We start from the raw sequence: 13,642 nt of genomic DNA, 5'->3' as shown, positions 1-13,642 counted from the left end.
GAAACGTCAGGCCCGTCGCGCGAGCTCGTCGTGGATCGCCTCGACCTGCCGGCGGAGGTCGGCCAGCGACCCGGTGTTGTCGACGACGTGGGTGGCGATCGCGAGCCGCTGCTCGCGGGTCGCCTGTGCGGCGATGCGGGACTCGGCGTCCTCACGCGTCCAGCCCCGGTCCTCCACCATCCGCTGCACCTGCAGCTCGGCGGGTGCGTCGACCACGACGACCGCGTCGAAGGACCCGGCTCGCCCGACCTCGGCGAGGAGCGGGATGTCGTGCACGACGACCGCGTGCTCGGGCGCCGCGGCCTCGAGCTCGGCGCTGCGCCGGTGGACCAGGGGATGGATGATCGCCTCCAGCCGGCCCCGGGCGGCGGGGTCGGCGAAGACGAGGGCGCCCATCGCCGGCCGATCGAGGTCGCCGTCCGACGTGAGCAGGTCCGGGCCGAACTCCTCGACCACCGCTGCCAGCCCGGGTGTCCCCCTGGCGACGACCTCGCGGGCGATGAGGTCGGCGTCGATCACGACGGCGCCCAGCTCGGCGAGGATCGCCGACACCGTGCTCTTCCCCGAGGCGATGCCGCCGGTCAGGCCGACACGAACGGTCACAGGTCCTCCCCCACGACGACGGCCAGGATCTCGTGGAGCGTACGACGCTGGGCGGGAGTGAGCACGTCGAGGACCCGCTGCGACGCGTCGCGGCGTACGTCGTCGATCTGCGCCACCAGCCGCTGCCCGGCGTCCGTGGGCACCAGGAGGGTGGCCCGACGGTCGGTCGGGTCCGGCTCGCGCCGCACCCATCCCCGGTCCTCCAGCGCGTCGACGACCTCGGTGGCCGAGCGAGGCGCGATGCGGAGCGCGTCGGCGAGGGCGGAGGGACGCATCCCCTCAGCACCCGCCACGACCCGCAGCGCGCGGGCCTGACCCGGAGTCACCTCCCAGCCGGCGAGCGCCTCGACGTGGGCGCGTCGTACGCGTCGCGCCAGCGCCATGACCAGGTCGCCGGTCGCCGGCTCGTGGCCCTCGTGATGTCCCGGGTCGTGCCCCACGGGAATACCTCCGCCCCACAGCAGGTTGGTACCTCATGATGAGGTTACCTCATCACTTCGATCTCAGAGAGGAGCTGGTCGGATGGCTGACCACACCGACTCCCGAGCCCACGCCGACTCGTCCGGCCGCCGCCGCGGCGGCCGTCCAGATCCCGCCGACCTGCGGCAGCTGGCCGACTCCCCCGTGTCGCTGCGCCGCATCGCCCGGCTGTTCACCCCGCACCGTGCCACCCTCGCCGTGGTGGTCGCACTCATCGTGCTGAGCTCCCTCGTGGGGCTCGCGCAGCCGTTCCTCGTCCGGCACGTGATCGACGAGGCGCTCCCCCGGCAGGACGTCGGCCTGCTGCTGCTCCTCGTCGGCGCCATGCTCGCCGTCGCGGTCGCCACCGCCGTCATCGGCGTCGTGCAGACCTGGCTCTCCACCGCGGTGGGCCAGCGCGTCATGCACCGCCTGCGCAGCGACCTGTTCGCCCACCTGCAGCGACAGTCCCTCGACTTCTTCACCCGCACCCGCGGCGGCGAGGTGCAGTCCCGCCTGGTCAACGACATCGGCAGCATGCAGGGCGTCGTGACCCAGACGGCGACCTCCATCGCCGCCAACGTCACCGTCGTGGTCGGCACCGCCGTGGCCATGGTGGCCCTGAGCTGGCGGCTCGCCCTCATCTCGCTGGTGGTGCTGCCGCCGGCCGTCCTGCTGACCCGCCAGGTCGCCCGCATGCGGCACCGGATCACCGGGGAGCGCCAGCGCCGGCTCGCCGACCTCCACGTGCAGATCGAGGAAGGGCTCTCGGTCAGCGGCGTGCTGCTCAGCAAGACCCTCGGCGCCTCGCCGCGCCTGACCGCGCGGTTCGAGGAGACGTCGTCCGACCTCGTCGGGCTCGAGATCCGCTCCCGTCTCGCCGGGCGCTGGCGGATGGCGACGATGAACGTCGTCTTCGCCGCCGTGCCCGCCGCGATCTACCTCGCCGCCGGCTTCCCGGCCACGTCGGGCGGGATGACCATCGGCACCCTGGTCGCCTTCATCGCCCTCCAGGGCACCCTCTTCCGGCCGCTCATGGGGCTGCTCAACGTGGGTGTCGACCTCACCGCGTCCCTCGCGCTCTTCAGCCGCATCTTCGAGTACGCCGACCTCCCGGTCGACCTCGTCGAGCCCGAGGAGCCGGTCCGGCTCGACCCACGACGCGTGCACGGCGAGGTGCGGTTCGAGGGCGTCGGCTTCTCGTACGACGGCGAGCGCGCGGTGCTGTCCGGCATCGACCTCGTCGTCCCCGCGGGCGGCACGCTCGCGCTGGTCGGCGAGACCGGCAGCGGCAAGTCGACGCTCGCCTCGCTCGTGCCGCGACTGCACGACGCGACAGCCGGGCGCGTGCTGGTCGACGGGGTGGACGTCCGCGACCTGGCGGCGACCGACCTGGCCGCGGTCGTCGGCGTGGTCACCCAGGAGACCTACCTGATGCACGCCAGCGTGCGCGACAACCTCCGCCACGCGCGCCCCGACGCCACCGACGCCGAGATCGAGCAGGCCTGCCGCACGGCCCGCATCCACGACGTCATCGCCTCGCTGCCCGACGGCTACGACACGGTCGTGGGCTCGCGCGGGCACCGGTTCTCCGGTGGCGAGCAGCAGCGGCTGGCCATCGCCCGCACGCTGCTGCGCGACCCCGCCGTGCTGGTCCTCGACGAGGCGACGAGCGCACTCGACAACGAGACCGAGCGGGCCATCCTGGCCACCCTCGACGAGGTGACGCGTAGCCGTACGACGATCACCATCGCGCACCGGCTCTCCACCGTCCGCAACGCCGACCAGGTCGCCGTGCTCCGCGCCGGGCACGTCGTGGAGCTGGGCACCCACGAGGAGCTGCTGCTCCTCGGAGGTCGCTACGCCGACCTGGTGCGCGGCGGCCTGGGCGCCGAGCCCGCGGCAGCCTGACGCGTCAGGCTGCCGTCTCGCCGGCCGCCTTCTCCGCCGCCGCCAGGAGCACGCACGTCGCGACCGCCTCCATCGCCGCGGTGACCTCGGCGAGGGGAGGCATCGTGGGGGCGAGCCGGATGTTCGTGTCGTCCGGGTCCTGCTTGTAGGGGAACGACGACCCGGCGGGCGTCAGCGCGACGCCGGCCTCCTTGGCGAGGGCCACGACCCGGCTGGCGGTCCCGGGCACGACGTCGAGGTTGACGAAGTAGCCGCCGGTCGGGGTGTTCCACGTCGCGACGTCGCGGCCACCGAGCCGCTCCGAGAGCACGCGGTCGACCTCGGCGAACTTCGGCCCGATGATCTCGCGGTGCCTGGCCATGTGGTCGCGCACGCCCTGGGGGGAGCCGAAGAACTCGGCGTGCCGCAGGTGGTTGACCTTGTCGGGGCCGATGGAGCCGTTGCCGAGGTGACCGAGGTACCACCCGACGTTGGCGCCGGAGGCCGCGAGGAACGCGACGCCCGCGCCGGCCCAGCTGATCTTCGAGGTCGAGGCGAACATGATCGGCCGGTCCGGGTGACCCGCGGCCGAGGCGAGGGTCAGGATGTCGGCGCTCTTGGCCTCCTCCTCGGTGAGGTGGTGCAGCGCGTAGGCGTTGTCCCAGAAGATCTTGAAGTCCGGCGCCGCGGTGGGCATCGCGGCCAGCCGGGCGGCGACGTCCTGGCTGCAGATGGCGCCGGACGGGTTGGCGTACGTCGGGACGATCCACATGCCCTTGATGCTCGGGTCGTCGGCGACGAGGGCAGCGACCGCGTCGACGTCGGGACCGTCGTCGTTCATCGGGACGGTGAGCATCTCGATCCCGAGGCTCTCCAGCAGGGTGAAGTGCCGGTCGTAGCCCGGGACCGGGCACACGAACCGGACCTTGTCCTCCTTGCCCCACGGCCGCTCGGAGTCGACCGCGCCGAAGAGCATCATCCAGACCAGGCAGTCGCGCATGACGGAGAGGCTCGAGTTGCCGCCGGCGACGACCTGGTCGGGCTCGACCCACAGCAGCTCGGCGAACATCTCCCGCAGCTCGCGCAGGCCCTCGAGCCCGCCGTAGTTGCGTACGTCGACCCCGCTGGCGGACTTCGTCGACGTCGGCATGCGCAGCATCGCGTCGGCGAGGTCGAGCTGCTGCGCCGACGGCTTGCCTCGCGTCAGGTCGAGCTTCAACCCCTGGGACTTCAGCTGCTCGTAGGCGGCCCGCTGCTCGTCGAGCAGCGCGGCGAGGTCGTCGGCGGACAGGTCGGCCAGCGCAGTCGCGTTCACGGCTCCAGCCTAGAGGTCGCCGCGCGCGCCGCGGTCGCCGTTCCTGCCCGTGGTACGCCGCTCCCCGGCGAGAGCAGAACGGTTGCAGGACGGGTGCAGCCAGGTGGGGCTCAGGCGGTCAGCCGGAAGGTCCGGCGGTACTCCTGGGGGCTGACCCCACGAGCGCGACCGAAGTGGTTGCGCAGGGTGGCGGCGTTGCCGAACCCGACCTCGGAGGCCACCCAGTCGATCGAGTGGTCGGTCTGCTCGAGCAGCTCCTGGGCGGCGCGCACCCGCTCACCGAGGATCCAGCTGTAGGGCGTCGTGCCGGTCTCCTCCTTGAAGCGCCGGGCGAAGGTCCGGGCCGACATGTGCATCTGGCGGGCGAGCGTCTCCACGTCGAGGTCCTCGGCGAGGTGGGAGCTGATCCAGGCCAGCAGCGGCGCCAGCGCCTCCGACTCGCAGACCGGCACCGGGCGCGCGATGTACTGGGCCTGGCCGCCGTCTCGGTGCGGGGGCACGACCATGCGTCGCGCGGTGGCAGCCGCGACCTTGGCGCCGAACTGCTGGCGCATCACGTGGAGTGCGGCGTCGAGGGCGGCGGCCGACCCGGCGCCGGTCACGATGGAGCCGTCCTGGACGTAGAGCACGTCGGGGTCGACGACCGCCTCCGGGTAGCGGGCCGCCAGCTCGGCGGCGTAGCGCCAGTGGGTGGTGCACCGACGCCCGTCGAGCAGCCCCGCCTCGCCCAGCATGAACGTCGCCGAGCAGTGGGCGAAGAGCATCGCGCCCCGCGCGTGGGCCGACCGGAGCAGCTCGGAGACCTCGGGCGAGGTGCCGCGGTGGTCGCTCTTGGGCGCAAGGCAGATCAGGTCGGCGTCAGCCGCCTCGTCGAGCCCGTGCTCGACGTGCAGGTCGAACCCCGCGCGTGTGCGCAGCCGACCGGGACGGGGGGTGACCACCTTGAAGTCGAAGACCGGGTTGTCGTCCTCGGGGTGGTAGGGCTCGGCCCACACCTCGCACAACGCGCCGAGGCCGAACGGCTCGGGCTGCTCCTGGACGACGACGGCGACCTTCTCCATGGCCGTAGCCTGCCACGAGTCTTGGCAGTAAATCAACTAATACTGGCATTCCTGCCACTGGTGGCAGGAAGTGAATGAGCGAATGATTGCTGCCATGAACACGATCATCGCCCTCATCGCCCTGGCCGCCGTCGTCGCACTGCTGGTCAGCTACGCCCGCCACGACCGGTTCGCCGGCCCCGCCTCCAGCGCGCACCCGATCGACGACCTCGGTCCCATCGAGGAGCGCTTCCACCTCGTCCCCCGCGCCTGAGGCGTTTCGACGAGCGCAAATCACCTTTTGCTTGACCTGACACAAAAGTCCCGCCTAGCGTGATGCGAGTCACACGGCCGTCTCGCCTGTGGCGCTCCTCGGACTCTCGGTTGTGGAAGGCGCATCATGCCTGTGCGGTCTCGTCAGCTCCTCGTCTCGCTGCTCGCCCTGGTGACCGGCCTGGCACTCGCCCAGGGGCTCACCGCCCCGGTGGCGGCCGCCGTGCCCGACCCGGTGCCTGACCGCGCCACCTCCGAGCCCACACCGTCGGCGTCCCCCGAGGAAGAGGGGAAGGGGAAGGCGCAGTCGAGGTCGACCAAGCGCGACAGCACCGCGACGTCGGGTGCCGCGGCGGCGGACGACCCGCCGGACCTCTCCAAGTTCCAGAAGGTCGTCCTCGGCCAGGGCACCGGCCTCGGCGAGGTCATGGAGCTGACCGTTGCTCCCGACGGCCGGGTCTTCTTCATCACCCGTGCCGGCGACATCTCGATGTACGACCCCGCCGACGGCAGCATCGAGATCATCATGAACAACCCCAGCCTCGGCGTCTGGAGCGGCCTCGAGGACGGTGGCCTCGGCATCACCGTCGACCCCGACTTCGCCGACAACGGCTGGATCTACGTCTACTACGCGCCGCTTCCCGCCTCCCACAACGCCAACCGGCTGGCCCGTCTCACCGTCGAGACCGCCGACGGCGAGACGTACATCGACAAGGAGTCGGAGAAGGTCATCCTCGAGGTCGGCACGCAGCGCAACGTCTGCTGCCACTCCGCCGGCTCGGTGCAGTTCGGCGACGGCGGCGTGCTCCACCTCGCCACGGGCGACAACACCTCCTCGTCCGACAACGACGGCTACTCCCCCCACGACGAGCGGCCCGGCCGCTCCGACTACGACGCCCAGAAGTCCTCGGCCAACACCAACGACCTGCGCGGCAAGATCCTGCGCGTCATCCCCCGCAACGACGACGCCGGTGACGTGAACCCGACCGCCGGTGACGGGATCTCGTACGACATCCCCGAGGGCAACCTGTTCGGCGAGGGCGGCGCCTACCCGTCCGCGCTCTACCCCCAAGCCGACCCGGCGAAGACGCGACCCGAGATATACGTGATGGGCCTGCGCAACCCCTACCGCCTCGGCGTCGACGCCGACACCGACGCCCTCTACTGGGGCGAGGTCGGCCCCGACTCGCGCGTGAACAGCCCCAACCGCGGCCCGCGCCACTTCGAGGAGTTCAACCGCACCGAGGTCCCGATGAACGGCGGCTGGCCCTACTGCGGCGGCGAGGTCGGCGACGACCTCACCAAGATGGACTTCGGCGGCGCCTACGTCGACTGGGACTTCGTGGCCAACCGCTACCGCACCAACCCCGACGGCACCCCCAAGCGTTTCCCCTGCAACGACCCCGAGCAGATGGCGGGCGTCAACGACTCCCCCAACAGCTCCGGGCTGCAGACCCTGCCGCCGATGACCGACGCGTGGATCCCCTACTCCGACGTCGCCCCCTACAAGTACCCCGCCGTCCAGGGCGCCACCCCCACCGGCGGGCAGGTCTACCGGCAGTCGCAGAACACCTCAGCCAAGGACACCGCCTTCCCGGCGCACTACGAGGGCTCCTACTTCATGTCGGAGATGAGCCGCGGCTGGATCAAGGAGGTGCGGATGGACGCCGAGGGCAACATCGCGTCCATCAACGACTTCATGAGCGGCTTCGTGGCGCCCGGTGACCTCGAGTTCGGACCCGACGGCTCGATGTACGTCCTGGAGTACGGCACCGGCTTCTTCTCCGGCTCCCCCCAGACCAAGCTCGTGCGCATCGACTACGCGATCAACGGCTCGGCCCCGGTCGCCCGCGCGAGCGCCGACGTGACCGAGGGTCCGGCCCCGCTCGCCGTCCAGTTCAGCAGCAACGGCACGAGCGACCCCGACGGTGACGACGTCACCTACGCGTGGGACCTCGACGGCGACGGCCAGACCGACTCGACCGACGCCAACCCGTCGTACACCTACGACTCCGTCGGCGACTACACGGTGCTCCTCACCGTCACCGACTCGACCGGCAAGTCCGCGACCGCGCAGGTCGTGGTCACCGTCGGCAACACCGCCCCCGAGGTCACCATCGAGCTCCCGTCCGACGGCGGCTTCTACGCCTCCGGCGACGACATCCCCTTCGTCGTCGACGTGCAGGACGCGGAGGAGACCGTCGACTGCCGCGAGGTGGTCGTCCAGGAGGGTCTCGGTCACGACATCCACGTGCACCCGAACCTGTCGGTCAACGGCTGTGAAGGCACGATCCGCACCGCGGCCTCGGCCGACCACGGACCCGACGCCAACACCTACGGCGTCCTCATCGCCACCTACCGCGACGGCGGGGCCAACGGCGGTGCCAACGCGTCCCTGCAGGGCAGCGACACCGTCATCCTCCAGCCCAAGCTCCGCCAGGCCGAGCACGCGACCAACCGTCAGGGCGTGGGCTACACGGGCTACGACGACAAGTCCGGCACCCGCCCCGGCGGTGGCGGCCTGATCACCGGCATGGGCAACAACGACTGGGTGATGTTCGACCCGATGAGCCTGGTCAACATGACCGACATCTCGGTCCGCTACTCCGGCGGACCGGCCGCCGGCGCCACCATCCAGGTGCGCGCGGGCGCAGCCAACGGCCCGGTCGTGGCGACCGTGCCGCTCGACGGTGGCACGCAGGGCCAGTACTTCTACAAGACCGTCAGCGCGCCCATCACGGCGCGTGACGCCGACCCGGGCGGCCGCCCGCTCTACTTCGTCTACGCCGGCAACGGCGAGATGAACTTCGACGAGTTCAGCGTCGCGGGCAAGGGCGTCGCGGGCAACACGTCGCCGGTGATCGCCTCGGCGACGGCCACACCGGCCGACGGGCTCGCCCCGCTGGAGGTCGACTTCGCGGCCGAGGCCAGCGACCCCGACGGTGACGACATCACCTACGCGTGGGACTTCGGGGTCGAGGGCACCGACGACGACACCGCCTCCACCGCCGACGCCACGTGGACCTACCCCGAGCCCGGGACGTACACCGCGACCGTGACCGTGAGGGACGCGACCGGCAAGAGCACGAGCAAGGCGGTCGACGTGACCGTGCGCCAGCCGTGCGCCACCGCTCCGACGCCCGACGAAGGCTACGAGCTGCTCTTCGACGGCACGGACGTGTCCGCGTGGAAGCAGGCCGGTCCCGGCGGCTTCACCGTCGAGAACTGCGCCCTCACCAGCTCGGGCGGCCTCGGCCTCTTCTGGTACTCCGAGCGCACCTTCGACGACTACGTGGTCAAGCTCCAGTTCAAGCTGTCCGACGAGGGTGACAACTCCGGCGTCTTCACGCGCTTCCCGGACCCGGGCGACGACCCCTGGGTCGCGGTCGACAACGGGCACGAGATCCAGATCAAGGAGGGCCAGCCCAACGACGAGCCGCAGAAGACCGGATCGGTCTACAACTTCGACCGTGAGGACGCCCGCAACGCCAAGCCGATCGGCGAGTGGAACGACTACGAGATCCGGGTGAGCGGTCAGACCTACACGATGACCCTCAACGGCCAGGTGGTGAACGAGTACACCTCCGACGGCACGCGTGGCACCGGCGGCTACATCGGCCTGCAGAACCACGGCACCGCGGACGAGGTGAGCTTCCGCAACATCCAGGTCAAGGAGCTCGAGGTCGAGGAGCCGTTCGTCAACACGCTGACGGCCGACCCGGTCCGCGGCGGCGCACCGCTCGCGGTGGACTTCACCGCCGAGGGCATCGACCGGCAGGACGACGCGATCACCTACGAGTGGGACTTCGGCGACGGGTCCGACCCGGTCACCGGGGCACCGGGCACGGTCTCGCACACCTACACCGAGGGCGGCACGTTCACCGCCGAGGTCACGCCCGTCGACGCCGACGGCAACCGCGGCCTGACCCGGACGACCGAGGAGATCACCGTCCTCGTCGACCCGGTCGCCACAGCGACCGCGACCCCGCGCTGCGGCGTGCTGCCGCTCGACGTCGACTTCGACGCCTCCGCGACCGACCCGCAGGACCAGGCCGTGACCTGGGCGTGGGACTTCGGCGTCGACGGCACGGACGACGACACCTCCACCGAGAAGTCGCCGACGTGGACCTACACCACGGCCGGCGAGTACACCGCGACGGTCACCGCGACCGACCCCGACGGCAACACCGGCACCAGCTCGGTGCGCATCGAGGTCCTCGCCGACGGCGAGTGCCGCCCGGTGGCCGACCTGTCGGAGCTGTTCAACAACGACGGCATCTCCACCGACGCCAACCCCGGTGACGGCAACTTCGACGGCGGCGGCTGGACCTTCGCCGCCGAGCTCCTCCCCCAGGCCGTCCAGCAGAACGGGGGCCCGGTCCGGATCAACGGCGTGGACTACGACTTCGGCAGCCCGGCCGACGGCCAGCTCAACAACGTCGAGTCCGACGGCCAGGTCGTCCCGCTGCCGACCGGCACCTACGACGAGCTGAGCATCCTCGCCACGGCCCACAACGGTGACGTGCAGAAGGAGGCGACGCTCGCCTACAACGACGGCACCACCGTCCAGGTCCCGCTCCGGTTCACCGACTGGGCCGTGACGCCGAAGTTCGGCGAGGAGATCGCCATCGACATGCCCTACCGCCACAACGGCGGCGGCGACACCTCGCCGCGGGTCATGATCTTCACCCAGCGGATCCCGCTCGAGGCCGGCAAGCAGCCCGACACGCTCACCCTCCCCGTCGACCCGAAGCTGCACGTCTTCGGGATCTCCGGGGTCCGCTCCGAGGAGCCCGCTCCTCCGTGCGAGCAGCCCGAGCGCTCCGACGAGTTCAACGACTCCGAGCTGCTCGACAACTGCCACTGGACGGTGCGCCGCCCCGACGAGACGGCGTACGACGTATCGGGTGGTGCGCTGCACCTGACGGCCCGTCCCGGTGAGTACAACGACACCGCCAACATCATCACCCAGCGCGCACCCGACGGTGCGTGGACGGCGACGACCAAGCTCACCTGGGACCCGACCGAGGCCGGCCAGCAGGCTGGACTCGTGGTCGCCGGCAGCGGCGGCTCCGGGTTCGCGAAGCTGACCTTCGTCGACAAGGGCAACGACAACGAGTGGATCGAGTTCCTCAAGTCGTCGAGCCCGAGCAACAACGACTTCCAGTTCAGCGGCAACTGGAACACCGGCGGCGGGAGCTTCGACGGGCCGTTCCTGCCCGGCGACTTCCCGACCACCTTCTGGCTGCGGTTCACCTCCGACGGCTCCCAGCTGCGCGGCTCCTACTCCACGGACGGCGAGGAGTTCACGCAGGTCGGCGACCCGCGCGCCCTGGCCGGGATCACCAACCCGCGCGTCGGGGTGATGGCGCTGAAGGGCGGCGCCCCGGGCGACCCGGTCGCCGACTTCGACTTCTTCCGCTGGTCCGGCGTCGAGCAGGGCGAGGACCCGACGGTGACCGCCACCGCCGAGCCCACCACCGGCACCGCGCCGCTGGACGTCGAGTTCAGCGCCGAGGGCACCGACCCCGAGGGCGGCGACCTCACCTACGCGTGGGACTTCGGTGTGGGCGGCACGCAGGACGACACCGCCGACACCGCCGACGCGAGCTGGACCTACACCGAGCCGGGCACCTACACCGCCACGGTGACGGTCACCGACCCCGACGGCCAGACCGGTGAGGACACCGTCGAGGTCGTGGTCGACGACCCCGCCGAGGGTCGCACCTGGGTCGTCGACGCGGTCGACGAGGCCCGCGGCAACTACTGGCGCTCGGTCGACACCGGAACCTCAACTGTGACCATCGAGGTCGGTGACACCGTCGAGTGGCAGTTCGACCAGGCCACCATGGGCCACGACCTGACCTCGCGCGACACCGACGCCACGTGGGACCCGCCGCTGCAGGAGTACCGCGGCCCGAACGGCGAGCCGGTGAGGTACACCTTCACCGAGCCGGGGACCTACCAGTACTGGTGCAGCATCCACGGCGCCACCATGACCGGCACGGTCGTCGTGGAGGAGCCGGCTGCGGACAACCAGCCGCCGACGGCGCAGCCGTTCGTCTCACCCCGCACGGGCGCCGCGCCGCTCTACGTCCACTTCGAGGCGCGGGCCAGCGACCCCGACGGCGACGCCCTCACCTACAAGTGGGACTTCGGCCAGAACGACGAGCCCTCGGACGAGTCGACGCTGTCGCACGCCCACGTGACCTACTCCGACCCCGGGACGTACACCGCGACCCTCGAGGTGAGCGACGACAAGGGCGGCGTCTACGAGGACGAGTTCGAGATCACCGTCACCGGTGAGGCGCCCCGCGTCCAGGCGACGGGCACACCGACGAGTGGCCGGGCCCCGCTGCTGGTCTCCTTCTCCGGCAACGCCCAGGACGACCAGGGCAACACCATCTCCTACCAGTGGGACTTCGGTGACGGCACGACCTCCATGGCCGGACCCAAGCCGCTGGCCCAGCACACCTACACCGAGCCGGGCACCTACCGGGCGGTGCTGACAGCGACCGACCCGGACGGCAACACCGGCACGGCCACGGTGCGCATCGACGTCGAGGCGCTGCCCGACATCGAGGCGACGGCCACCCCGGCGACCGGCGACGCACCACTGGACGTCGACTTCTCGACGGAGGTGACGACCGGCGGCGACTTCAAGGCGTTCGCCGACGGCACCGCCACCTACCCGGAGCTGAGCGGCACCGCCTCGATGGTCCGCTCGCGCGACACGACGGTCACGACGCTCGACGTCACCGGCCTCAAGGCCGACGCCGCGCACATGGTCCACGTGCACGAGCAGTCGTGCGCCGACGGCAACGGCGGGGCACACTTCCGCTTCGACACGAACCTGCCGTTCTCCGAGGACAACGAGATCTGGCTGCCGTTCACCAGCGACGCGGACGGGGCCAGCGGCGAGGTGGTCGTGACCAGCGACCAGCGGGCCGGCTCCAAGGCGATGGCGATCGTGATCCACGACCCGGACAACCCGTCCAAGCGCATCGGCTGCGTCGACCTCGACCCCAGCACCGACGGGCTGACCTACGCATGGGACTTCGGTGACGGCGAGGAGGCCGAGGGTGCCGACCCGACGCACACCTACACCGAGCCCGGCACCTACGAGGCCACGGTGACGGTGGGCAGCCAGGACGGCACCGACGAGGTCACCGACACGGTGGAGGTCGTCGTCGGCGGCGACGACCCGACCGACCCGGCCGCGTCGACCGTCACGGCCACCGCAACGCCGGCGGAGGTCACGGTGGGCGACACCACCACGGTGTCGGTCGAGGTCGAGGCCGACGGCGCGACCCCCGCCGGGCAGGTCACCCTCACCGGTGGCGGGAAGTCCTACGGACCGACCGCGCTCGAGGGTGGCACCGCCACCTTCACGGTGGGCCCGTTCACCGAGCCCGGAGCGGTCGAGCTCACGGCGTCGTACGCCGGCAACGACGACGTCGCGGCGGGCGAGGACAAGGTCACCGTCACGGTCAGGGCCAAGCCCGCTCCCGGTGACACCACACCTCCGGAGACCACCATCACCGACGGCCCGAAGGGCCAGGGGCGAGGACCGGCGGCGACGTTCACGTTCACCTCGTCCGAGCCGGGCAGCACCTTCCAGTGCAGCCTCGACGGCGGCGCCTGGGCCGCGTGCAGCTCCCCGGCGACGTTCACCAGGCTCGCGCAGGGCGAGCACGAGCTCCGGGTGAGGGCCACCGACAAGGCGGGCAACACCGACGCCACGCCGGCATCGCGCTCGTGGACGGTCGACCGGGGCAAGCCCAAGGTCAAGGTGCTGAAGGGCAGCACGGCGACCATGGACCGCACGCCCACGGTGCGGGCGCGCCTCAGCGACCGGTACGACGACATCCGGGCGCGCGACGTCACCGTGCGCTTCGGCGGCAAGAAGGCCGCGTCGGTGCGGGTCACCCGCAAGGGCCTCCTGGTCGCGACGTCGAAGACGCTCGCACCGGGTCGGCACCGCGTCGTGCTGGTGGTCCGTGACGAGGCCGGCAACAAGCGCGTCGTCCGCTGGTGGCTCACCGTGCGCCGCTGACGGCCG

Annotated in this window: 7 protein-coding genes; 3 read left to right on the top strand and 4 right to left on the bottom strand. The window is 71.3% G+C overall.

The window, feature by feature from the left end:
- Positions 1 to 6: 6 nt before the first annotated feature.
- Complete coding sequence (gene coaE / locus AC3A3L_RS15520; protein ID WP_487640938.1) at positions 7 to 603, bottom strand: dephospho-CoA kinase; 597 nt, start codon at positions 601 to 603, stop codon at positions 7 to 9.
- Positions 600 to 1,043: a MarR family winged helix-turn-helix transcriptional regulator gene (locus AC3A3L_RS15515; RefSeq protein WP_487640937.1), complete on the bottom strand. Its 444-nt coding sequence runs from the start codon at positions 1,041 to 1,043 to the stop codon at positions 600 to 602. The genes coaE and AC3A3L_RS15515 overlap by 4 nt, the downstream gene beginning before the upstream one ends.
- A gap of 82 nt (positions 1,044 to 1,125) precedes the next feature.
- Between AC3A3L_RS15515 and AC3A3L_RS15510 the strand changes: the two genes are divergently transcribed.
- Complete coding sequence (locus tag AC3A3L_RS15510) at positions 1,126 to 2,973, top strand: ABC transporter ATP-binding protein (RefSeq protein WP_487640936.1); 1,848 nt, start codon at positions 1,126 to 1,128, stop codon at positions 2,971 to 2,973.
- Positions 2,974 to 2,977: 4 nt separating this feature from the next.
- On the opposite strand, the gene AC3A3L_RS15505 is transcribed toward AC3A3L_RS15510, so the two are convergent.
- Both AC3A3L_RS15505 and AC3A3L_RS15500 read right to left on the bottom strand, forming a co-directional pair.
- Entirely contained in the window at positions 2,978 to 4,267 is a 1,290-nt protein-coding gene (locus AC3A3L_RS15505; RefSeq protein ID WP_487640935.1) for an aspartate aminotransferase type Ic, read from the bottom strand.
- 110 nt (positions 4,268 to 4,377) lie between these two features.
- A complete protein-coding gene (locus tag AC3A3L_RS15500) occupies positions 4,378 to 5,328 on the bottom strand; it encodes a GlxA family transcriptional regulator (protein WP_487640934.1) in 951 nt (316 codons plus the stop codon).
- Positions 5,329 to 5,422: 94 nt separating this feature from the next.
- On the opposite strand from AC3A3L_RS15500, the gene AC3A3L_RS15495 reads away from it, so the two are divergent.
- Together AC3A3L_RS15495 and AC3A3L_RS15490 are read left to right on the top strand one after the other, a co-directional pair.
- Positions 5,423 to 5,581, top strand: coding sequence for a hypothetical protein (locus tag AC3A3L_RS15495; protein WP_487640933.1), 159 nt, complete (start codon positions 5,423 to 5,425; stop codon positions 5,579 to 5,581).
- Positions 5,582 to 5,707: 126 nt separating this feature from the next.
- The gene (locus tag AC3A3L_RS15490) at positions 5,708 to 13,636 is read left to right on the top strand and encodes a PKD domain-containing protein (protein ID WP_487640932.1); all 7,929 of its coding nucleotides are present in this window, start codon (positions 5,708 to 5,710) and stop codon (positions 13,634 to 13,636) included.
- The last annotated feature ends 6 nt before the right edge of the window (positions 13,637 to 13,642 follow it).

This window comes from Nocardioides sp. Soil_C_8 (genome assembly GCF_057656315.1).
This window is presented reverse-complemented; position numbering and strand designations above follow the sequence as displayed.

What these genes read in the sequence shown, in the direction of transcription:
- AC3A3L_RS15490 (WP_487640932.1), top strand. Translation starts at nt 5,708, where the DNA reads ATGCCTGTGCGGTCTCGTCAGCTCCTCGTCTCGCTGCTCGCCCTGGTG.
- AC3A3L_RS15495 (WP_487640933.1), top strand. Translation starts at nt 5,423, where the DNA reads ATGAACACGATCATCGCCCTCATCGCCCTGGCCGCCGTCGTCGCACTG.
- AC3A3L_RS15510 (WP_487640936.1), top strand. Translation starts at nt 1,126, where the DNA reads ATGGCTGACCACACCGACTCCCGAGCCCACGCCGACTCGTCCGGCCGC.
- AC3A3L_RS15500 (WP_487640934.1), bottom strand. Translation starts at nt 5,328, where the DNA reads ATGGAGAAGGTCGCCGTCGTCGTCCAGGAGCAGCCCGAGCCGTTCGGC.